Consider the following 23,903-nt stretch of genomic DNA (forward strand, 5'->3'; position numbering starts at 1 on the left):
ACTTGTGTACGCTGCGGTTTCTGCGCGCTGTCCGCATCCAAACTGACTGCAACAATAACGCCTGAATGTCTGAGATCTTTATTATGGTTATTTATACAGTAATTGTCTATTTTAATGGTTTTCCCATTAATTTTTTTTTGGCTAAAGCCATTGGCGTTGCAGCTAGAATCCTAGCGCTTCATGGATGAAGGGGTGAATTGATGATTGACTCATTTGTCGGTGGGCTGGACAATCCACTCGTTGTTAACTGACGGACACATTTATGGAAGCCTATTTATTACATTTACTGACACAATCTCTGGCTTTCACGCTATTTGTCGTCATGTTAGTCACTTTTCTTGAATCTTTAGCGCTGGTGGGCATGTTATTGCCCGGCACGGTGATGATGACCAGTGTGGGTGCACTGATTGGCAGTGGGGAAGTCGGGTTTTATTCGGCCTGGGCCGCCGCGACAGTGGGTTGCCTGATGGGAGATTGGGTTTCCTATTTTATTGGCCGCCGTTTCAAAGAGCCACTGCACCGCTGGTCTTTTCTGAAAAAACATAAATCAATGCTGAATAAAACCGAACATGCGCTGCACAATCACAGCATGGCGACGGTACTGCTGGGGCGCTTTATTGGCCCGGCGCGGCCTATTGTTCCGATGGTGGCGGGAATGCTAAACCTGCCGCCAATAAAATTCGCATTACCGAATATTATCGGTTGCCTGACATGGCCGCCAATCTATTTCTTCCCCGGCATATTGGCAGGGGTGGCGATTGATATTCCACCAAGTGCTAATAGCTATATGTTCAAGTGGCTATTATTTGTGGTCGTGGTGCTGATTTGGCTGGCATTGTGGTTGTCATGGCGCTGGTGGCGTTTTGGTAAACGTAGCCCGGACCGCCTGAATCAATGGCTACCTCTGGCCCGTTTGCGCTGGGTGACTGCATTGACCATTGTTGCGGCTATCGCCAGTTTTGTGTGGTTACATATGCAGCCACTTATGCCGGTGTATCGGCATTTGTTGTGGAAGGTTCTGGCCGGATAAATACCCTTCGTCCTTGGCGTCGCAGGGGTGTTAGCTGCGCTCACTTACCCGAATCATTTACTTGTAGTTGGCCCTATTTGAACCGGCTCATCGGGATGCATTCACTTGCTGCCTACCTGCAACACCAATGACTTTAGGTATTGACCATAATTCAACCACTACTGATGGATAGCAATACCCAGCACGCTGGCTTCTTGGGCACTGCCGCTTACCAGTGCTTGTGTTGGGCCGTCGTAGTAAATTCGCCCATCGACCACCAATAAGGTGCGCTCGGCGATACGGGCGGCATCATCCAGATTATGCGACACCATCAATAACGTCAGTTGGCGCTGAGTGCAGACTTGGTTAACTAATTGCAGCATTTCATTACGCAGGGCCGGATCCAGCGCGGAAAACGGCTCATCCAGCAGCAGAATAGGTTGGCTGCGTACTAGGCAACGTGCCAATGCGGCTCGTTGGCGTTGACCACCGGAGAGCTGCGCCGGTAGCCGGTCGAGGCACTCTTCCAATCCCACTTGTTGAGCAATTTGGCGTAACAATAACTTTTGCTCATGATTGAGTTTCAGCCCCGGATGTAAACCCAGCCCAATATTCTGTTCGACAGTTAAATGTGAAAACAGATTATTTTCCTGAAACAGCATAGATACCGGCCTTTGGGCAGGCGCGGTTTGAGTGTGATCTTGATTGTTCAGCAGCATTCGGCCACTGACTGGCTGTAAAAAACCGGCAATCAAGCTCAGCAGGGTACTTTTGCCTGCGCCACTGGGGCCAAGGATAGCCACTCGCTCACCGGGTTGAACGCGCAAATCAAAACGCATTGGTAAGTGGTCATACAGGTAGGTGATTTTCTCAAGCTTTAGCATGGCGGCTCGGCAGTCGTTCAATAAGAGTAAACAGTAGGAAACAGAGCAATAGCAACAGCAAGGCAGTGACTGCGGCATCATTGCTGCGATAAGAACCTATCTGCTGATAAAGATAAAATGGCAAGGTGCGGAAGTGTTCATTACCAAACAGCGCCACGACGCCAAAATCGCCGATGGAGAGAACACTGGCAAAGGCCAGCGCCTGAGCGAGCGGGCGTTTCAGCGCACTTAACTCAATATGGCGTAAACGGTGCCAACCACGAATATCCAGTGATAAGCATAGTGGTGTGTAGCGCTCGGCCAAGTCACGCATTGGGTTATCCAACACTTTCAAGGCATAGGGTACCGCCATCAGTGCATTGGTCAAAATCACCAGAGCATAGGGGGATTGCGGTAAGCCAAAAGTATCGTTGAGCAATAAGAAAAAGCCCGTCGCCAGTACAATACCCGGCATTGCCAGAATCACCATGCCACTGACTTCCAATGCTTGCCCGTAAGCAGCACGTTGGCGTAGCTTTAGCTCCCGGCTACTCCATAGCAGCATCATGGTCAAGGTGACACACAATAATCCGGCACCAATGGCGATGACCAGAGAGGTGAAGAAAGCTTGCCACAGTGCGGGTTGTTGCAACACTGTCAGTATCGTTTTATTGCTGCCATCAACCACGACAGCGAGCAATGGCGGCACCATCAATAATAATGCGGCTCCAATTAACACAGTGTCGCTGATGCGCGACCAGGCGCTATCTTGTGGGTTGCGCCAAATTTGCCCGTGAGTATTTCCCACTGCCAATACTGAGCTTAGCCGCTGGCTTAGCACCACCAATCCCAGGCAGCAGCCCAGTTGGATCAGTGCCAGTAATGCGGCGCGACCGAGATCATAGTCATAGCTAAGCGCCTGATAAATAGCTAATTCGATCGTGGTGGCTTGTGGTCCGCCCCCCAGAGATAGCACAGTGGCAAAACTGGCAAAACAGAGCATGAAAATCAGCGCGCCAGTGGGCAAAATTTGGCGGCGTAGATAAGGCCATTCGACCAGCCGAAAATTCTGCCAGCCGTTCATGCCCAGTTGTGCGGCTAATTGGCGCTGCTCCACTGCAATGCTTTCCAATGACTGCAATAACAGGCGAGTCGCCAGTGGCATATTAAAGAAGATATGTGCCAGCAAAATCCCCTGTAAGCCATAAGGAGAGAAACGATAATTCACTCCCAGCCAGCCAAATAACCCTGCTAGCCAGCCTTGGCGGCCATAAACCGTCAGGATGCCAAAGATGGCAACTAACACCGGGAGTACCAGTGTCATCGCGCATAATCGCAGCATCAGTTGACGGCCGGGAAAACGGCGGCGATATAAGGCGCGGGCCAGAAAAATCGCAGGTGTTACCGACAGCAGTGCAGAGAGAAACGCCTGCCAGAAGGTAAAGCGGATCACATGCCACAGATAGCTATCCTGCCAGATACCGTGCCAGTCTGCGGTGGGGGCATGGAGCCAGATAGCGGTGAACGCCAGTAGCGCGACACCGACTATCAGTCCGGCAGCCAATAGCCCCGGCCACAACCATGTTGGGATCAGCGGCTGACGGCGGATTGCCATGCCTGAGTCCATTTAGCGCGATGATCAGCCACCTCTTTAGCATCAAATTGCAATGCTTTTTGTGGCACCGTGAGTGTTTCAAATCCAGCCGGTAGTGTCATTTTGATCACCGGATACATCCAGTTGCCGGTCGGAATATTGTCCTGGAAGGCGGGAGTAACAATAAATTGCATAAAGCGTTGCGCCAGTTCTGGCTGCTTGCTTGAGGCAACCTGACCTGCGACCTCAACTTGCAGATAGTGACCTTCGCTAAAATCAGCTGCGGCATAGTTGCTTTTCTTCTCTTCAATCAGATGATAAGCCGGAGAGGTGGTGTAGCTCAGGACCAAATCCCCTTCACCTTTCAGGAACAGGCCGTAAGCTTCACTCCAGCCTTTGGTGACAGTGACGGTTTTCTTCGCCAATTGTTGCCATGCTTGTGGGGCTTTATCGCCATATACTTTTTGCATCCACAACATTAAGCCAAGGCCAGGGGTACTGGTGCGCGGGTCTTGATAAATTATTTTCCACGGCTCTTTGCTGTCGACCAATTCCTGCAAGCTTTTTGGCGGGTTTTTCAATTTGTCTTTGTTATACACAAAGGCAAAATAGCCATAATCATAAGGGACGAAGGTTTTATTTTGCCACTTTTCCGGCAAAGTAAGGTGGCTGGTGTCTACCTGACTTGGGGCGAACAATCCGGTTTGCTCCGCCGCCTGTACCAGGTTGTTATCTAAGCCTAAAATCACATCGGCCTGACTGTTTTTTCCTTCCATTCTCAGACGGTTTAGCAGTGACACGCCATCTTCCAGCGCCACAAATTTAAGTTGGCAATCGCACTCGGCTTCAAAGGCTTTTTTAATTGCCGGCCCTGGCCCCCAGTCGGCAGCGAAGGAGTCATAGGTATAGACCGTCAGTGTCGGTTTATCAGCAGCAACAGCGGCTGCAGACAGTAAGAACAAGCAGGGAATAATGCGTTTAAACACTTTGCACTCCTTAAAGATAAAGGTGGCAAAGGTATCTGAGGCGGTAGCTAACAGCAGTATCCGTGGGGTACCAGTGTTATCTTTCTCAAATCCCTCCGCCGGTGTTAACCGGATCAGGTTCGACGGGTTTGCTCTCAGCAAAAACGTGCTGCGCCGTGGTTGATACAGTGTGTTGGGCAGTACTCGAAATCCTCACGTAGTCATGATTTACAAGGTCATGTGTACGTTGCGGTTTCTGCGTGCTGTCCGCCACTGTCTGAACCCGGTTCGCTGTGTTTTTAACACTCACGACACTGGGTAAAACCTGGCTAGCGATATTCTTGCACCCCGTTGAGACGGCGCTATTGTAGAGATTAATCTGGGCGGGTGAAAGTGACTTTATCCCTCTGGTGGTGTGAACCAAGCCGATTTGAAATCAAACCAGCCGAGGGTATTCATGCGCACCCCGCGCATACTGTGCTGTCCATATAACTCAAGCCAGTGATGGAACAGCGGATGGAATTGATTCTGACTGACCAGTCGCTGGCTCCAATCGGCCATTGGCAAAGCATTATTCCGCCATAATTCAACATCGTGATGCAGTTCTTCATCCAGGCAATATTGCAGCAGCGGCAGTTCATACAAGGTCGCAAACAGGGAAAACTCCAGCGGCAGATAGAAATTTGCGCTGCCAAGCCAGATATCACTCTGCGCATCACCCTGATACCACTGGGTGTAATCCAACACCTGTGTTTTTAAGGTGACACCATGGGCTGCCAGCAGTTGGGTTAACGTTTGGCTGATGGCATCAAATTCAGAATGGTCGCTGTAAAAAGTCAGTGTCAGTTCAGTTAGCCCGGCGGGTTTCGGCTCCAGTGCGGTGAGCCGGTTGTGATGCCAGCGCGGTAACATGCCATAAGCGGGTGACCAGTAACGTTGATAAAAGGGATCGGCAAAGCTGAGTAGGGCGACTGGCGTGATCAATTCACATAGCCAGCGGCGGATCTCTGGATGGCAGGTTTGGGGCGAGCGCTGGTCAAATAACAAAAAATAGCAGCCCTCTTCCAACCGGCTTTCCAGTTCATTTTTACTGGTGTCATCAGCCTGCAGCTGGACTCCGGTGTAAATCAGCTCATCAGACAGATCGGGTAGTACCCAGATATTGACCTCATCAATTAATGCACGAAAGCCAAAATAGTTATCGAAGGCCTGAATTTTCAATTGGCTATGGTGATTACGAATTACGGAATAGGGGCCAGTACCAATAGGATGCCGACGAAAATCCGGCTGATTTTCCCACTCTTGCGGCAAGATCATGGCGTGCGCACTGCCCAACAACCACGGCAACCAGCTATCTGGGGTGCTGAGATGCACATCAAGCACATAGGGTGTCGGTGAGCGCACCGCCGTAATATGCGAAAACAGCGGCTGAGGGATTAATCGCGTCAGGCTGGTAATCACATCATTCATTTCCAGTTCACGACCATGGTGAAAATGAATCGCTGGGCGTAAATAAAAGCGCCAATGCAAAGGACTAATGGCCTGCCAGTGATGAGATAAGTCCGGTTCCAGTTCCCCATTTTCCTCATTTATCCGGGTCAGACCGTTAAAAATCTGCCGCACCATATGGGTTTCTGAACGACGCAGCGCGGTGCCGGGTAATAAGTTTTGTAGTGGGCGATAATAGAGCACCCGTAGGATATGTTTACCTTGCCGAAAGCTGCGCCCTAGCTGGGATAGCAGCATTTGGCGTACAGCTTTTTTATCTCCAACCAGTTGTACTAATTGGTCAATATGGTCTTGTTCCAGCAACTCTTCGGCCCGTTGCTGTTGCAATGCTAACCCGGAATAAAGGAAAGTCAGTTGTGAGCGCTTACCTCGGCCAGCTTCCGCTTGCCAGCTTAGCCAGCCCTCTTGCTGCATGCTACCTAGTAAGGAACGAACATGGCGGCGCGAGCAACAAAGCACTTCGGCCAGTTCCTGTAAGGTGGTTTCTGTGTGTTGACCATTAAAACGTTGCCAGAGGCGAATAAACTGTTGTTGCAAGCGTGAGGCAGACATAAAAGAGGAACTCCGCAGCAAATTTCATCAATTTTTCTTTCCCTATATTACGCAGATACTGGTTACCAATGAAAGTGAATAGTCACAGCGATGCCAGTGCAGTCACAGCGAATGGGAGGGGTAAGATGATTTTTAATTTACAGCGTTATTCCACTCATGACGGCCCCGGTATTCGCAGTGTGGTTTTCCTGAAAGGCTGCTCGCTAAGCTGCCGCTGGTGCCAAAACCCAGAAAGTCGCTCACGCAAACCTGAGGTGCTATTTGATCCTCGCCTGTGTTTATCCGGTTGTGATTTATGCCATCAAGCTTGCCCGCAAGCGATTCAGCGCGTTGATAATCAAATTGTTATTCATCGCCAGTTGTTGGCAGAAAATGATATTCAGGCGCTGGCGGTTAGCTGCCCCAGTGGCGCTTTGACGCAGTGCGGCAACCCGATTGATATTGATGCCACCATGGACACATTATTGCGCGACTTGCCATTTTATCGGCGCAGTGGCGGCGGCGTGACGTTATCCGGCGGTGAACCTTTCATGCAACCCGAAGTGGCTGCAGAATTATTGCAGCGCTGTCATAAGCTTGGTATCCATACTACGGTTGAGTCTTGCCTGCATACGCCGTGGCGCTATATCGCCCCCTCTTTACCGTGGCTTGATTTGATGTTGGCGGATTTAAAACATACCGATGAAAACCGTTTTCAGCAGTGGACCGGCGGTTCAGCCAAACGCGTCATGGATAACTTTCGCCAATTAGCCGCCGCAGGCACCAATATCACGGTACGGGTGCCGCTAATCCCGGATTTCAATGCTGATAACCACTCGGTGCAAGGAATTGTTGATTTTGCCGCCGATGAAATTGGCGCGAAAGAGATTCACTTTTTGCCTTATCACACACTGGGTATCAATAAATATTCACTGCTGGGTGAAAAATATCTGGCAGCCAGTACCCCTTTAGACTCTCCTGACCTGCTGGCCTTCGCGGAAAGTTATGCCCGTGACAAGGGCCTTACCGCAATTTTAAGAGGATGACGCAATGACCACTCTCGATTTGGTAACCTTAAGCGAACGGACAAAACAGCATAAAAACGCGCTAATTCACATTGTAAAACCGCCAGTTTGTACTGAGCGAGCGCAGCATTATACCGAAGCTTATCAACAGCATCAGGATAAACCTTTACCTGTCCGGCGCGCGCTGGCTCTGGCCCATCACTTGCAGCAACGTACGGTGTGGATTAAAAATGATGAGCTGATTATTGGTAATCAGGCTAGCCAATTACGCGCCGCGCCGATTTTCCCTGAATATACCGTCAGTTGGATAGAAAATGAGATTGACGAATTAGCCGACCGTCCCGGCGCGGGCTTCTCGGTCAGCGAACAAGATAAAGCGGTATTGCACCAGATATGCCCGTGGTGGCGTGGTCAAACAGTGCAAGATCGCTGCTATGGCATGTTCACCGATGAACAAAAGGCGCTGCTGGCAACCGGCATCATCAAAGCGGAAGGCAATATGACCTCCGGTGATGCGCATTTAGCGGTTAACTTCCCGCTGTTGTTGGAAAAAGGGCTGGATGGCTTACGCGCTAAAGTGACCCACCGTCGCTCTCGTCTGCAACTCACAGACTGGAGCGACCTGCATAAAGAACAATTCCTGAAAGCGATTGATATTTCGCTGGTGGCATTGAGCGAACATATTGAGCGCTATGCTGCAGTTGCGCGGCAAATGGCAGCGGAAGAAACTCGCGAATGGCGGCGGATTGAGTTGCAAACTATCGCCGTAAACTGTGACTTAATCGCCCATCAGCCGCCGCAGACTTTCTGGCAAGCTTTGCAATTGTGCTATTTCATTCAGCTAATTCTACAAATTGAATCCAATGGCCATTCAGTCTCATTTGGTCGTCTGGATCAATATTTGTATCCGTGGTATCGCCGTGATGTTGAGCTGGAAAACACCCTGAGCCGCGAGAAAGCGATTGAGATGCTACATAGCTGCTGGCTGAAACTGCTGGAAGTGAACAAAATCCGCTCAGGCTCGCACTCCAAAGCTTCGGCGGGCAGCCCGCTGTATCAAAACGTCACTATTGGTGGGCAAAAACTGGTGCAGGGCAAGGCCATTGATGCCGTCAACCCACTCTCTTATGCGGTGCTGGAATCATGCGGGCGCTTAAGATCAACTCAGCCTAACCTCAGTGTTCGCTACCATGCCGGAATCAGCGATGACTTCCTTGATGCTTGTGTACAAGTGATCCGCTGTGGGTTTGGTATGCCGGCCTTTAACAATGACGAAATTGTTATTCCAGAATTCATCAAGTTGGGTGTCGAGCCACAAGATGCCTACGATTATGCCGCCATTGGTTGCATTGAAACCGCGGTCGGCGGCAAGTGGGGCTATCGCTGCACCGGTATGAGTTTCATTAACTTTGCCAGAGTGATGCTGGCGGCCTTGGAGCAGGGCCGAGACGCAACCTCCGGGCAGGTATTCTTGCCGCAGAAGCAGGGGCTATCGAAGGGGAACTTCGCTGATTTTTCTCAAGTGATGGCGCAATGGGACGAACAGATCCGTTATTACACTCGCAAATCCATCGAAATCGAGTGTGTGGTGGATACCGTGCTGGAAGAAAACGCCCACGATATCGTCTGTTCCGCGCTGGTGGATGACTGTATTGAGCGCGGGAAAAGTATCAAACAAGGTGGCGCGCGCTATGACTGGGTTTCTGGTTTGCAAGTTGGGATTGCTAACTTGGGGAACAGTTTGGCGGCGGTACGTAAGTTGGTTTTTGAGCAACAACTTATTGGTCAGCAGCAACTGGCAACCGCATTAGCCAATGATTTTGCAGGTCTGAATGGCGAGCAACTGCGCCAGCATCTAATTAATTCAGCACCTAAATATGGCAATGATGTTGATGATGTCGACCAACTGTTAGTGCGTGCTTACCAGACTTATATTGATGAATTGAAGCAATATCATAATACCCGATTTGGTCGTGGACCTATCGGCGGCACCTATTATGCCGGAACATCATCAATTTCTGCCAACGTTCCCTTTGGGGCTGCAACCATGGCAACACCGGATGGTCGCAAGGCTCACAGCCCACTGGCAGAGGGCGCAAGCCCAGCGTCTGGTACTGACCATTTAGGACCAACGGCGGTGTTTAACTCACTGTCGAAACTGCCGACAGCCTCTATTCTGGGGGGCGTACTGCTCAATCAGAAGCTGAATCCATCGACACTGGATAACCCGCGGGATCGTGAAAAACTGATGATGATGCTGCGCACCTTCTTTGAGGAGTATCTGGGCTGGCACGTGCAGTACAACATTGTATCGCGCGAGACCCTACTTGATGCCAAGCAGCATCCCGATCGTTACCGTGACTTAGTGGTTCGGGTTGCCGGTTATTCGGCCTTCTTCACCGCGCTATCTCCAGATGCGCAGGACGATATTATCGCCCGAACCGAACATACCCTGTAATTTTCTGTTTTAGTTGATGTAGTTAAGTGTTGTGAGTCTGCTGTAGTAGTGAGAAAACCTGTACTAAAATTTCTGAGTAATGGTGTGTTTCACCAGCCAGTGGGCTAGCCTGCTGGCTTTTTTTCTTTTTTCTCTGCGTCCTTAACACCACAGCGTTGTTAGCGGCTGCAATATTTGGGTATAGAATCTATTCGGTTTTTCTATTTATTTCTGTAGCATGATCGGCAATAGCTGTTTCTGGCGTTGGAGCCTGGAATGAAATCTGCATTAACCTTTTCCCGTCGTATTAACCCGGTTTTTCTCGCGTTTTTTGTAGTGGCCTTTCTTTCCGGTATTGCTGGGGCTTTACAAGCACCGACGTTAAGCTTGTTTCTCAGCACCGAAGTGAAAGTGCGCCCGCTGTGGGTTGGGCTGTTTTACACCGTCAATGCCATCGCCGGGATCAGCGTCAGTTTTGTGTTGGCAAAGCGTTCAGATTTGCGCGGCGATCGCCGCAAACTTATTTTGGTCTGCTATTTGATGGCGGTGGGAAACTGTCTGTTATTTGCTTTTAATCGTGATTACCTGACATTAATCACTGCGGGTGTGCTGCTTGCCGCTGTCGCCAACACCGCAATGCCACAGATTTTTGCCTTGGCGCGCGAGTATGCCGATAACTCGGCCCGTGAAGTAGTGATGTTCAGCTCGATTATGCGTGCTCAGTTATCATTGGCCTGGGTTATTGGCCCACCGCTGTCATTTATGCTGGCGCTAAATTATGGCTTTACCCTGATGTTCTGCATCGCCGCCGGTATTTTTGTGCTCAGTGCCTTGGTGGTGTGGTTTATTTTGCCTTCAGTGCAGCGGGTGGAGCCAGTGGCAGATACGCCAGCCATTGCTCAGGGTAGCTTATTTGCCGATAAAGACGTCTTGCTGCTGTTCATTGCCTCAATGTTGATGTGGACATGCAATACCATGTATATCATTGATATGCCACTCTATATCACGGCGAGCTTGGGGTTGCCTGAGCGGTTGGCGGGCTTATTGATGGGAACCGCCGCCGGGTTGGAAATCCCTATTATGCTACTGGCGGGCTATTCGGTTCGGCGTTTTGGTAAGCGCAAAATTATGCTCTTCGCGGTACTGGCTGGCGTGCTGTTTTACACCGGACTAGTACTGTTTAAATTCAAATCTGCGTTAATGCTATTACAGATTTTTAATGCCATCTTTATTGGTATCGTCGCCGGTATTGGCATGCTCTATTTTCAGGATTTAATGCCGGGCAGGGCGGGGGCCGCTACCACTTTGTTTACCAATAGCATTTCTACCGGGGTGATTCTGGCTGGGGTGCTACAAGGGGTCTTGACGGAGACTTGGGGGCATAATTCGGTCTATGTGATGGCGATGATCCTGGCTATTATCTCACTGATCATTTGTGCGCGGGTAAGAGAAGCTTAGCGCCCCGCAGGGCGCTTGTTATCGGATTTTAATAGGTCGGCAACAGGTTGAAGCTGGACAGAATATGGGCGATGGCATTAATCGCCCCAAACAGTAAAATCAATACAATCAATGGAGTGCCGCCCCAAACGCGATACAGCGGGCTACCAAAGCGCTTACGGGAAGCTCGGGCCAACAGTGCTGGCACAATGGCGGCCCAGACAGTGGCAGCCAGCCCGGCATAGCCAATGGCGTAAATAAAGCCATCTGGATATATCAACCCACCCAATATCGGCGGCAAGAATGTTATGACAGCCGTTTTCCCCCGGCCAAAGCGGCTGTCGTCAAATTTAAATAAATCAGCAAGATAATCAAATAATCCTAATGTCACGCCTAGGAATGAACTGGCAACGGCGAAGTTTGAAAACACCGTCAGTAGCAGATCCATCGACGAGCTTTGTAAGATCCCGCCCAAGGCACTCACCAGCACATCAATATTTCCGCCCTGACTGGCTATTTCGCGAAATTGTGGTCGCGGAATATTCCCCATGGTGCCGACCAACCAGATGATATAGAGCGTCAGGGCGAGCAGCGTACCAATCAGCAGACAGTTGCGGATGCGGCGGGGATTTTTGCCGTAATACTTCATCAGGCTGGGGACGTTACCGTGATAACCAAATGAGGCCAGACAAAATGGTAGAGTCATCAGCAGGTAGGGCAGGTAGCTGGGGTTGGCTTCACTGAGATTGAACAATTTCACCGGCTCGACGTGCCCTAACAACCCACCAAAGGTCATAAAGAAGGTGAGGATCTTGGCACCCAGCACAATGGTAGTCATTCGGCTTACCGCGGTGGTACTGAGCCAAACAATAAAAGCGACGAATAATGCAAAGAATAGACCGCCAAGCCGAGCCGGAAAGTCTATTCCCATTCCGCGCAGGGTATGTTGAATCACTGAGCCGCTGGCAGAAATATAGGCGTAAGTCAGAATATAGAGCACAAAGGCGACAGTCAGGCCATTGACGATATTCCAGCCGTTACCCAGTAAATCTTTGGTGATGGTGTCGAAACTGGCACCGGTGTGGTAGTTGAGGTTGGCTTCGAGGATCATCAATCCGGAATGAAGCATACAAAACCAGGTGAAAACCAGAACAGCAATAGACCAATAAAACCAGATCCCTGACATAACAACGGGTAATGAAAACATCCCTGCGCCGACGATGGTGCCGGCAATAATCATTGCACCACCGAGCAGAGAAGGATTTTTAATTTTTGCGGCTGTGACCTGATCTTCTAGTGTAGTTTGGGCCATAGTAGGGTGTCCTCGTGTGGTTTTACCACTTATAGAGGTAGCAATTTGGTCGCTGTATTCCCCCTGTCTGTGCGGCAGGGGGCGTGCTCTTGGAGTCGCGGTTGCCGATTATTCGATTGGTTTTAATCGAGCAACAAAGTGGCGCAGAACAGGAGGTTCGTAGGTGAAGGTGAGGCCTTTGATTTCCTCGGCCCGTGATTTGAGTGAAATCAGGGCATCGGCAATATAGTCCATGTGGTCATTGGTGTAGACTCGACGCGGGATAGTCAGGCGTAGCAGTTCCAATGGGGATGGTTTTTGTTTGCCGGTTTCTGGATCTCGACCTAATAGCAATGAACCGATTTCAACACTGCGAATACCGGCTTCCAGATACAATGCATTGTTAAGCGCCTGTGCCGGGAATTGCTCAGCCGGAATATGCGGCAGCAAAAGTTTGGCATCAACAAACACCGCGTGGCCGCCAGTAGGGTACTGAATAGGAATGCCCCCAGCGCGCAGACGTTCGCCCAGATACTCCACTTGACCGATACGGTAAGTCAGGAAGTCTTCATTCATCCCTTCTTCCAGCCCGATGGCCAGTGCTTCCATGTCGCGACCCGCCAGGCCACCATAAGTTACAAAGCCTTCCATAGGGACACAACGGATGCGAACGTCGTTGAACAAGTCCTCATCAGTGCGGAAACAACACAAACCGCCAATATTAACCATCGGATCTTTTTTGGCTGACATGGTCAGCATGTCACCATACTGGTACATCTCCAGAATGATCTCTTTGATCGATTTATCGCCATAACCCGGTTCACGTTGCTTAATAAACCAGGCGTTTTCACAGAAGCGGGCTGAGTCAATGACCACCGGAATATTATGCTGCTGAGCGATACGATACACTTCGCGCATATTACTCATTGATATCGGCTGTCCACCGGAGCTGTTACAGGTGACGGTGGTAATAATAGACACCACGTTTTCAGCACCATGTTCTGCAATGGTGGCTTTCAGCTGATCTAAGTCGAAATCGCCTTTCCAGTCATAATAAGAGACGGTATCAAAGGCTTTTGGTGTGACCACGTTAATGGCTTTGGCGCCATTCATCTCGACGTGGGCGGCAGTGGTATCAAAGTGGAAGTTAGAAATAAATACCGGCTTCTTACCGCCACCTGCTTTTTGTTTTTTTGCAATCAGGCAAGGGAATAGGATTTGCTCTGCACCACGGCCTTGGTGTGTCGGGATAGTAAATGGGTAGCCAATTAGTTTTTTCACTTGGTCACACAAGTGATAATAGTTACGTGAACCGGCATAGGCTTCATCACCCATCATTAATCCAGCCCACTGACGGTCACTCATGGCACCGGTGCCTGAGTCAGTCAGTAAATCAATATAGACATCTTCGCTAGGCAGTAAGAATGGGTTATAACCTGCCTCAATTAATGCTTTCTCACGATCTTCCCGGTTGGTCATCCGAATATTTTCTACCATTTTAATACGGAAGGGTTCAGGAATGCGTTTCATGGCTTATTACTCCAAATATTATTTTTTTGGGTATAGTTATGCCGTGGATAATAAGAACCGTTAAAATAAGAAATAACAGTTCGTATTGCCCATGATGGCAATAAAAATAAAAGAAATGAGTTTTTCAGCCGAAGCTGAATAAGCAGCAGGAAACTAGCGAGGGAAATCGTTGGCGAGGCGGTAATCTATATTAAACCAAGCTCGGCTATCGCCGGAGATGCGTGCTTCATAACGCAAGGTAATGCGTGTCATAAGGCGCCCTCTAGGAGTGGATGATGAGTTGACAGCATAGCGTTGTTTAAGAAATAAAAAGTGACCGTCAGCACAAAATACAATCAATATAAACTATATTAGAGTGGCTAATATGTATGTAAACTAATGGCTTGCCGTTCTGTTATATAACAGATTGATTGTGCGGATATTTATATTTTTGAGTGATAAAGGAAAGGAAATGGGAGATATATTTGATTAATATTCTAGGCGGGTTTTAATTGTTGGGTCAGGATGACCTCTGACACCAACAATATACTCACAGAATGGGTTAGCGTAATATCGCCAACCTTAAAGATAATTAACGCAGAAACTCTGGTTGTTGTTTTTCGTAAGCTGAAATATTACTTTCGTGTTGTAACGTCAAGCCAATACTGTCTAAACCGTTAATCATGCAATGGCGGCGGAAGCTATCTATTTCGAAAGAATAACTTTTTCCACCGGCATTAACGGTTTGTTTTTCCAAATCGACAATAAACTCAATGCCTTCATTCTCTTTAACCAACTGGAATAAAGTATCAATATCCGCTTCGCTTAATGTTACCGGTAATAACTGGTTATTAAACGAGTTGCCATAAAAGATATCGGCAAAGCTTGGCGCGATAACAACTTTAAAACCAAAATCGGTCAAAGCCCAAGGCGCATGCTCACGGGATGAACCACAGCCGAAGTTCTCGCGTGCTAACAAAATGCTCGCGCCCTGATAGCGGGGTTGATTCAGCACAAATTCAGGGTTTGGCTCTTTGCCGGCATCGTCGAGAAAGCGCCAGTCATTAAACAGGTGTTGACCAAAGCCGGTGCGAGTCACTTTCTGCAAAAACTGTTTTGGGATAATTGCATCAGTATCGACATTCGCCGCATCCAACGGAGCGACCAAACCGACGTGTTGAGTAAATTTTGCCATGGTGGTGTCTCCGGTTAGTGGGTGGCGGTAGATAAATCGCGAACATCAGCAAAATGGCCACTGACAGCAGCCGCAGCAGCCATCGCCGGGCTAACCAAATGGGTACGGCCCCCACGGCCCTGACGCCCTTCAAAGTTACGGTTGCTGGTGGAAGCACAACGCTCGCCTGGTTCCAGACGGTCGTTATTCATCGCCAGACACATAGAGCAACCTGGTAAGCGCCACTCAAAACCGGCTTCGATAAAGATTTTATCCAAACCTTCCGCTTCGGCCTGCGCTTTCACCGGGCCTGAGCCGGGAACCACAATGGCCTGCACACCGCTGGCAACTTTACGCCCTTGTGCCACCGCCGCCGCCGCACGTAAATCCTCAATGCGTGAGTTGGTGCAAGAACCGATAAACACTTTATCAATGGCTACTTCGGTTAACTTGATGCCAGGGCGCAAGTCCATATAAGCCAAGGCTTTTTCTGCTGAAGCGCGCTCCACCGGATCACTGAAAGATTCAGGGGCTGGGATCATTTGATTCACTGCAATCACTTGCCCAGGATTGGTGCCCCAAGTGACTTGTGGCGCGATATCCGCAGCATTTAAGGTCACAATGGTATCAAATTTGGCATCAGCATCAGACTTCAAGCTACGCCAATAGGCTACACCTTGTTCCCATTGCTCGCCGGTCGGGGCAAACTGACGGCCTTTGAGATAGTTAAATGTGGTGTCGTCCGGTGCAACTAAACCCGCCTTGGCTCCCATTTCGATAGCCATATTGCATAATGTCATGCGGCCTTCCATGCTCAGCGCTTCAATGGCGCTACCACAGAATTCCACCACATGGCCGGTCCCGCCAGCGCTGCCGGTTTTACCGATAATGGCTAACACGATATCTTTGGCGGTAATGCCGGGGCCGACATCACCATTCACTTCAATTTTCATGGTCTTGGCTCGGCCCTGTTTCAGGGTCTGGGTGGCCAGCACGTGCTCAACTTCAGAGGTGCCGATACCAAATGCCAATGAGCCAAATGCGCCGTGAGTCGCAGTATGGGAGTCGCCACAGACGATAGTCATGCCCGGCAGGGTCATACCCTGCTCTGGGCCAATGACGTGTACGATGCCCTGGAATGGATGGTTCAGGTCATATAATGACACGCCGAACTCAGCACAGTTTTTGATCAACTCTTGCATCTGAATGCGGGCCATTTCGCCGCTGGCATTGATGTCTTTGGTTTGTGTTGAAACGTTGTGGTCCATGGTGGCAAAGGTTTTACCCGGTTGGCGTACCGGGCGGCCCATAGCCCGTAAGCCATCAAAGGCCTGCGGCGATGTCACTTCATGCACCAAATGACGGTCGATATACAACAACGGGGTTTCATTCGGCGCTTCGTGAACAATGTGCGCATCATACAGTTTTTGATATAAAGTCTTGCCCATTTTAAACCCCCTCAGCCACAAATTTAGCGATGATATCGCCCATTTCGTTGGTGCCAATGGCGTTGCCATCACCGGCTAAATCAGCGGTGCGATAGCCTTGTTCCAATGCTTGATTAATTGCATTTTCAATAGCGTCGGCAGCATCGTCTTTACCTAAACTGAAACGCAACAGCAGGGCTAAAGAGAGAATTTGAGCAATGGGGTTGGCAATATCTTTACCCGCGATATCAGGAGCGGAGCCGCCTGCCGGTTCGTATAAACCGAAGCCTTGCTCATTCAGACTGGCCGACGGCAACATCCCCATGGAGCCGGTGATCATGGCACACTCATCAGACAAAATGTCGCCAAACAAGTTAGAACACAACAAAACGTCGAACTGGGAAGGATCTTTAATTAACTGCATGGTGGCATTGTCGATATACATATGGGACAACGCGACATCAGGATAATCCGCTGCAATGGCAGTAACCACTTCACGCCACAGAATTGAACTTTGCAACACATTGGCTTTATCTATTGATGTTACCTTGCCACGGCGCTTGCGAGCAGATTCAAAGGCAATGCGAGCGATTCTTTCAATTTCAAAGCGATGATAAACTTCGGTATCAAATGCACGTTCGTGCATGCCTTGGCCTTCACGGCCTTTGGGTTGACCGAAATAGATACCGCCAGTTAATTCACGTACGCACAGAATATCGAAGCCTTTGGCGGCAATATCACTGCGCAATGGGCAGAAATCTTCTAACCCTTGATACAAACGCGCTGGGCGCAAGTTACTGAATAATTTGAAGTGTTTACGTAATGGCAACAAGGCTCCACGTTCAGGTTGTTCCGCCGGTGGCAAATGCTCCCATTTTGGGCCGCCCACAGAGCCGAACAAAATGGCGTCAGCCTGCTCGCACCCACTGACAGTAGCTGGTGGTAACGGGCTGCCATGACGGTCGATAGCTGCGCCACCCACATCATAAGCACTGGTTGAAATCTTGATACCGAAGCGCTGACGAACAGCATCCAATACTTTATTTGCCTGAGTCATTACTTCAGGGCCAATACCGTCTCCGGGTAAAACGGCAATATGATAAGTCTTAGTCATGTTCACACCATTTCCTGATTATTTTGTTGCAGACGCTGCTTCTCGATTTCTACCTGATGAGCGCGCCAGATGTTATTTAATACGTTAACCAATGCTTTGGCTGATGACTCGACAATATCAGTTGCCAGGCCGACACCATGGAAACGGCGGCCTTTATGGTCAACCACGATATCAACCTGGCCCAATGCGTCTTTACCCTGACCATTGGCAGACAGTTGATATTTCACCAGTTCAATCGGGTAGTCGGTAATACGGTTGATTGCTTGATACACCGCGTCAACCGGGCCATTACCTGTGGCAGCTTCTGATTTGATCTCTTCACCACACACCAATTTGACTGATGCCGTCGCCATGACACTGGAACCCGATTGGACACTGAAATAGTCCAAACGGTAATGTTCCGGCTCTTCCTGCTGCTTATTAATGAAAGCTAATGCTTCTAAATCATAATCAAAGACTTGACCTTTTTTATCCGCCAGCTTCAAGAACGCGTCATACAGGGAGTCCAAATTGTAATCTTTATCTTGATAACCCATTTCTTCCATGCGGTGTTTGACTGCCGCACGGCCAGAGCGTGAAGTCAGGTTCAACTGCACACCTTTCAGGCCAATAGATTCTGGGGTCATGATTTCGTAGTTTTCGCGATTTTTCAGTACACCATCCTGATGAATACCGGATGAGTGAGCGAAAGCATTGCTACCGACAATGGCTTTGTTAGCCGGTATTGGCATATTGCATAATTTACTGACCAATTGGCTGGTGCGATAAATCTCTTGATGATTGATGTTGGTATGCACGCCCAACATGTTTTCGCGCACTTTAATTGCCATGATCACTTCTTCCAGTGAGCAGTTACCGGCGCGCTCACCTAAGCCATTAATCGTCCCTTCAACCTGACGAGCCCCTGCTTGTACCGCGGTAATGGAGTTGGCGACCGACATACCTAAATCGTCATGACAATGGACGGAGATAATGGCTTTATCGATATTTGGCACTCGTTCATACAAGTCGGTGATGATTCCACCGAACTGATATGGTGTGGTGTAGCCTACGGTATCAGGGATATTGATGGTTGTAGCACCGGCATTGATCGCAGCCTCTACGATGCGGCACAAGTTATCAATCGGCGTACGGCCAGCATCTTCACAGGAAAACTCTACGTCATTGGTATAGTTACGAGCGCGCTTCACTGAATGCACGGCCATTGCCAATACATCGTCAAACGAGCGCTTTAACTTGGATTCGATATGTAAGGTAGAGGTCGCCAAGAACACGTGAATACGGAATGCTTCGGCGATGCGCAAAGCTTCAGCAGCCACATCAATATCTTTGTCGACACAGCGTGCCAGAGCGCAAACCCGACTATTTTTGACTTGCTGGGCAATGGTGCGTACTGACTCAAAATCGCCAGGGGAGGAAACCGGGAAGCCGACTTCCATTATATCGACACCCATTCTCTCCAGTGCCAGCGCGATTTGCAGCTTCTCTTTTACACTCAGGCTGGCTTGCAATGCTTGTTCACCGTCACGCAATGTTGTGTCGAAAATAATGACTTGTTGGCTCATTGGATATTCCTTGTCGTGTTTACATTTGCGCTTTGCGGGTAAAAAAAAACCCGCGCATTTGCGCGGGCTTGTTAATCTTGATGACTGAATCAGTTCTGATTTCCGTCCACCAACATACCGCGCAAGAGAGATGCGTTAAGTAGTAGGCCTAGTAGACGGGTTGAGTAGAACATAATTTTTCAGTTTCTCATCAGTTAAATTATTGCGTTGCCTAAATTGATACGTGAATTCTATGGGTATGTCAATATTTGTTTAAAATGGCGTGTTCAACTGGTTTGGTAGAGACTTGATTCCATGGAGTGGCATAAAAGTCTTAAAAGTTAAAATTTTTAGTATTTAATTCTAAATAATCAAGCGGTTGATTTTGCTTTGTTTGGTATAATGCTCGGAATATGGATTATTGTGCTTTTTAACGACTTTATGAACCCGTAGACTGTTTACTTCCTGTTGATGACTCTGTTAGAAGATTTGCCCTCAGCTTTATCGAAGGGCGGAAAACAATAGCCTTTATAGATTAATCGTTAGACAGATGAACAACAGGAGATTTTATTTTAATTTATACATACAATATATTTATATATTAATTATTTTTCCTTAGTAGCCAATTTCATTCTTTATTTTTATGCTTTATAGTTTTTGTCGCTAATTATAATTAAATAAAATGAGATATTTGATTTTATTTGTGTTCTTTTAAATGTAATTAAGGGTTGGTAAGTTTTAAATGAAGAATTTATTATTCATTAATGCCATAGTTGTTAATCTTCTCATCTTGTGATGTGATCATATCGTGAGTCTTATTATTGATGCTTATGATGTGCCGTCTTGGTATTGATAATGTAAATTGGTTATATTTATGATGCAAAATACTTTGCATATTTTTCTTGTTTATATTTTTATCTATGGGTGTTGACTGAATCACCAAATGCATTGAGTGTGGTTTATATTTCACACTTATACAAGGATGAGACTCGATTTTACCTCGTCGAGGTATTAAAGAGAATATTGGCATCATTAATAATAAGTATTCAAAGATATTTTGAAGTCACAATAAGTATCTGTGAGGTTTTTTATTAATCACGCCATCTGCATAAAGCTTAGTGGAGTTAAGCATGTTTGAACACAACTTAGTAACCGACAATCAAGTCACTAAAAAGGAAGGCAATGATGTTCATTTACGCAGTGTCGACCTCAATTTATTAACTGTTTTCGATGCTGTGATGCAAATGCATAATGTGACACGCGCAGCACAGTCACTTGGCATGTCTCAACCGGCCGTCAGTAATGCGGTTGCTCGCCTAAAAGTGATGTTTAATGATGAACTATTTGTCCGTTATGGCAGAGGTATTCAGCCTACCGCTAGAGCGCGTCAACTTTTTGGCCCAGTTCGACAGGCTTTGCAATTAGTACAAAATGAGTTACCAGGCGCGGGGTTTGAAGCCAAAAACAGTGGGAGAATATTTAATTTATCTATTTGTAGTCCATTAGATATCAGGCTGACTGCGCAAATTATACAGCGTGTTAAACAATCAGCACCTCATGTTCAGCTCATTATCAAGTCTTATCTTAATGAAAATATTGAACATCAATTACGTTATCAAGAAACCGAATTTGTTATAGGCTATACCAAGTTCGAACGTCCCGATTTTCATGATATATCGCTCTCGAATGATGAGTCAGTTTTGGTTGTTGCTAAAGATCACCCGCGTATTGATAATTTAATTACTCAAGAGCAACTCCTTGCAGAGTTACATGCGGTAGTATCATTAGATAAAGTAGGTTCTTTTAGTGAACTCTATTATGCCTCCGCCATAAATGCTCAAACTATTGCTTACGAAAGTACGGATATGAATAGCATACTGAATATCGTATCTCAAACTTGCTTTGTCGCAATCGCCCCCCGCTGGTTAGCTCAAATATACAGTGAAACCCTTAATATAAAAATGATCCCGCTACCTTGGGAAGAAACATGTCGTCCATGCTATCTCACTTGGCACGAATCTACCGATAGGGATAAGGGACATCAGTGGATGAAAGAGCAACTCAGCCAACTTAGTATTTCGTCTTAATTTTTTGTTAAGTCCTGCTACTGAAATCGTATTTTGATCAGTAGCAGGCAAGAACTTAATCTGAATTCAGCATTGGATTTATTATTTGTTTTCTATCCCATTCGGCAAAAAACGATTATCTACTTTAACTCCTTCCTCATTGCTCCCAATTGCTGTGTTTTTCATCAAAATCGATTTCAGCTCACACTTCTACGCTGAATTTTATTTGCCATAACCGATAGAGTGGGTAGACTGCGCGAAAAAAAGTGAACGCATGTAAGCTGAATGCTAATAGGTAAAAAGTAGCGGTCCACTTAATGAATAATCTATACCCGATGGATTTCATGATGCAGGGAAGGGCTAAGTTACTGAGCACCACTACCGCACTTGTGACTTGAAAGATAAAGGGTATATAGCGAGCGGCAATTTTATGATCCCCACATTAGACCAATATCACCTTGTGCGCCGTTTGCGCCAACAAATAGACCAGAGAACTGACCATATTGCTTTTCGTGAATGGTCTCCAGAAGGCGAAAAGCAACTGAACTGGCGACAAGTTGACACTCATGTCACGCGGATTTCAGCAGCGCTGTTAGCGTTGGGCGCAGCAATCCAAGAGCGTATTGGGATTTTTGCCAATAACAGTATGGCCTGGTCATTGGCTGACTTAGCCATTTTACAATTGCGCGGCGTGAGTGTGCCGTTGTATGCCACCAATACCGTAGCTCAGGCCGCTTATGTAATTAATGATGCCGATGTACGTATTTTATTTGTTGGCGGGCAAACTCAATTTAATATTGCCATCACGTTAAAAACGTTATGTCCGCAATTGACTCATATTATTGTGTTAGATCCGGCAGTAGATCTGTGTGGTTGTGAATATGCACAGCATTTGGCCGATTTCGAGCAGCAGCCCGATGAAGTACAGCAGCATCTTTTAACCGCACGAATCGAAAGCTGTGATTTAAACGATTTATTCACGCTGATTTATACTTCTGGGACTACGGGTGAGCCTAAAGGTGTGATGTTGGATTACCGTAATATGGCAGCCCAACTCTATTTGCATGACCAGCGCCTAACCCTGACAACAGAAGATGTTTCTCTGAGCTTCCTGCCATTATCTCATGTGTTTGAACGGGCCTGGAGTTTCTATGTGATGCATACCGGTGCGCAAAATGTGTATATCAGCAACACTGATTGGGTGCGTGCAGCGATGCAGGCCACAAAACCAACCGTCATGTGTGCGGTTCCCCGCTTTTACGAGAAAGTTTTCAGTGCCATCCATGACAAAGTTGCGTTAGCAAAATGGCATCGCCGCCTGTTGTTCCGTTGGGCTATTGGGTGTAGTGAGCGCCAGTTCCAAAGTCTGCAAAATGGGCAAACATTGTCACCGCTTTCCAGGCAGATGTATAAGCTGGCAGACCGTCTGGTATTGAGCAAGTTGCGCGGGATATTGGGTGGCAAAGTGCGCTTCTTACCGGCAGCTGGCGCGCGATTAGATGACAATATCATTCTGTTTTTCCAGTCTATTGGTATCAATATTAAATACGGCTACGGCATGACTGAAACTTGTGCCACGGTCTCTTGCTGGGAAGAAAAAGACTTCTGCTTTGGGTCTATTGGTAAACCATTACCAGGGATTGAGGTGCGTCTTGGGGCCGAAAACGAAATTCAGGTACGCGGCCAGATTGTGATGCGCGGCTATTTTAATAAGCCACAAGAGACAGCAGAATCCTTCACCGAAGATGGTTGGCTCAAAACCGGTGATGCGGGTGCATTGGATACTCAGGGTAATTTGTTCATCACCGAGCGCTTGAAAGATCTAATGAAAACTTCTGGTGGGAAATACATTGCGCCGCAAATGATCGAGGGCACGCTGGGTCAGGATCGTTTTATCGAGCAGATCGCCATTATTGCTGATACCCGCAAGTTTGTTTCGGCGCTGATTGTTCCGTGTTTCGAATCACTGGAAGAGTACGCCCGCTCGATAAATCTGAAATATCACGACAGATTAGAGCTATTGCGTCATAGCCATATTGTCGCTTTGTTCGAACAGCGGCTAAAAGATATGCAAAAAGAGTTGGCGAAATTCGAGCAAGTGAAGCGTTTTACCCTCTTGCCACAGGCATTTACTATGGAAACCGGCGAGCTAACGCCAACCATGAAATTACGCCGTAAAATCATTCTCCAGCGTTATCAGAATGAAATTGACTCTATGTACCGCGATTAATCTATTCACATGTTAACGGCGACGGCATGTATCGGTCTGACGATATGCACCGTCGCTGCCTTTCTGAGCAATCCGCCTAATTCTTACCTCTTTCTGTGTAGTTGTTACCGTTTTACTGTAACCAAGGTGTAAAAACCCTTAGCCTGATTTAGTTCTATAATTAGCGACCGCTACGGTG

At 47.8% G+C, this 23,903-nt stretch carries 17 protein-coding genes and 1 riboswitch; of the genes, 6 read left to right on the forward strand and 11 right to left on the reverse strand.

Annotated elements, in window-relative coordinates:
* Positions 1–262 precede the first annotated feature (262 nt).
* On the forward strand, positions 263–1,030 hold the full coding sequence (locus tag DJ58_RS05595; RefSeq protein ID WP_004706132.1) for a DedA family protein: 768 nt from the start codon (positions 263–265) through the stop codon (positions 1,028–1,030).
* A 158-nt stretch (positions 1,031–1,188) separates the two neighbouring features.
* On the opposite strand, the gene thiQ is transcribed toward DJ58_RS05595, so the two are convergent.
* The 4 genes from thiQ to sgrR form a co-directional block, all read right to left on the reverse strand.
* Entirely contained in the window at positions 1,189–1,893 is a 705-nt protein-coding gene (gene thiQ, locus DJ58_RS05590) for a thiamine ABC transporter ATP-binding protein ThiQ (protein ID WP_032909942.1), read from the reverse strand.
* Entirely contained in the window at positions 1,880–3,487 is a 1,608-nt protein-coding gene (gene thiP / locus DJ58_RS05585) for a thiamine/thiamine pyrophosphate ABC transporter permease ThiP (protein ID WP_032909944.1), read from the reverse strand. Before thiP ends, thiQ begins: the two co-directional genes overlap by 14 nt.
* Complete coding sequence (gene thiB, locus DJ58_RS05580) at positions 3,463–4,452, reverse strand: thiamine ABC transporter substrate binding subunit (protein ID WP_032909946.1); 990 nt, start codon at positions 4,450–4,452, stop codon at positions 3,463–3,465. Before thiB ends, thiP begins: the two co-directional genes overlap by 25 nt.
* Positions 4,453–4,525: 73 nt before the next feature.
* A riboswitch (TPP riboswitch) is annotated at positions 4,526–4,620 on the reverse strand.
* 210 nt (positions 4,621–4,830) lie between these two features.
* Positions 4,831–6,492 (reverse strand): HTH-type transcriptional regulator SgrR, encoded by a 1,662-nt coding sequence (gene sgrR, locus DJ58_RS05575; protein WP_004706140.1) that lies wholly within the window; start codon positions 6,490–6,492, stop codon positions 4,831–4,833.
* Between the two features lie 125 nt (positions 6,493–6,617).
* On the opposite strand from sgrR, the gene DJ58_RS05570 reads away from it, so the two are divergent.
* From DJ58_RS05570 to DJ58_RS05560, 3 genes are all read left to right on the forward strand, one after another.
* A complete protein-coding gene (locus DJ58_RS05570; RefSeq protein WP_004706143.1) occupies positions 6,618–7,517 on the forward strand; it encodes a glycyl-radical enzyme activating protein in 900 nt (299 codons plus the stop codon).
* Between the two features lie 4 nt (positions 7,518–7,521).
* Complete coding sequence (locus DJ58_RS05565; protein WP_004706144.1) at positions 7,522–9,954, forward strand: formate C-acetyltransferase/glycerol dehydratase family glycyl radical enzyme; 2,433 nt, start codon at positions 7,522–7,524, stop codon at positions 9,952–9,954.
* A gap of 255 nt (positions 9,955–10,209) precedes the next feature.
* Positions 10,210–11,391, forward strand: a complete 1,182-nt coding sequence (locus DJ58_RS05560) for a sugar efflux transporter (RefSeq protein ID WP_004706147.1) — start codon at positions 10,210–10,212, stop codon at positions 11,389–11,391.
* 28 nt (positions 11,392–11,419) lie between these two features.
* On the opposite strand, the gene mtr is transcribed toward DJ58_RS05560, so the two are convergent.
* From mtr to leuA, 7 genes are all read right to left on the reverse strand, one after another.
* Entirely contained in the window at positions 11,420–12,682 is a 1,263-nt protein-coding gene (gene mtr, locus DJ58_RS05555) for a tryptophan permease (protein WP_004706150.1), read from the reverse strand.
* Positions 12,683–12,790: 108 nt separating this feature from the next.
* A complete protein-coding gene (tnaA, locus tag DJ58_RS05550; RefSeq protein WP_004706151.1) occupies positions 12,791–14,191 on the reverse strand; it encodes a tryptophanase in 1,401 nt (466 codons plus the stop codon).
* A gap of 153 nt (positions 14,192–14,344) precedes the next feature.
* A complete protein-coding gene (tnaC, locus tag DJ58_RS22865) occupies positions 14,345–14,443 on the reverse strand; it encodes a tryptophanase leader peptide (protein ID WP_071984998.1) in 99 nt (32 codons plus the stop codon).
* 319 nt (positions 14,444–14,762) lie between these two features.
* The gene (leuD, locus tag DJ58_RS05545) at positions 14,763–15,365 is read right to left on the reverse strand and encodes a 3-isopropylmalate dehydratase small subunit (protein WP_004706153.1); all 603 of its coding nucleotides are present in this window, start codon (positions 15,363–15,365) and stop codon (positions 14,763–14,765) included.
* 14 nt (positions 15,366–15,379) lie between these two features.
* Positions 15,380–16,792: a 3-isopropylmalate dehydratase large subunit gene (gene leuC, locus DJ58_RS05540; RefSeq protein WP_004706155.1), complete on the reverse strand. Its 1,413-nt coding sequence runs from the start codon at positions 16,790–16,792 to the stop codon at positions 15,380–15,382.
* A gap of 1 nt (position 16,793) precedes the next feature.
* Complete coding sequence (gene leuB / locus DJ58_RS05535; protein WP_004706157.1) at positions 16,794–17,885, reverse strand: 3-isopropylmalate dehydrogenase; 1,092 nt, start codon at positions 17,883–17,885, stop codon at positions 16,794–16,796.
* 2 nt (positions 17,886–17,887) lie between these two features.
* Positions 17,888–19,450, reverse strand: a complete 1,563-nt coding sequence (leuA, locus tag DJ58_RS05530; RefSeq protein ID WP_004706159.1) for a 2-isopropylmalate synthase — start codon at positions 19,448–19,450, stop codon at positions 17,888–17,890.
* 1,109 nt (positions 19,451–20,559) lie between these two features.
* Between leuA and leuO the strand changes: the two genes are divergently transcribed.
* Positions 20,560–21,516 carry a transcriptional regulator LeuO gene (gene leuO, locus DJ58_RS05525; protein WP_004706163.1) on the forward strand — a complete coding sequence of 319 codons (957 nt, stop codon included), beginning with the start codon at positions 20,560–20,562 and terminating at the stop codon, positions 21,514–21,516.
* 409 nt (positions 21,517–21,925) lie between these two features.
* Complete coding sequence (locus tag DJ58_RS05520) at positions 21,926–23,725, forward strand: AMP-dependent synthetase/ligase (protein WP_004706165.1); 1,800 nt, start codon at positions 21,926–21,928, stop codon at positions 23,723–23,725.
* Positions 23,726–23,903: the final 178 nt, after the last annotated feature.

The organism is Yersinia frederiksenii ATCC 33641 (assembly GCF_000754805.1).
In the GTDB taxonomy this organism is placed as follows: Bacteria; Pseudomonadota; Gammaproteobacteria; order Enterobacterales; family Enterobacteriaceae; genus Yersinia; species Yersinia frederiksenii.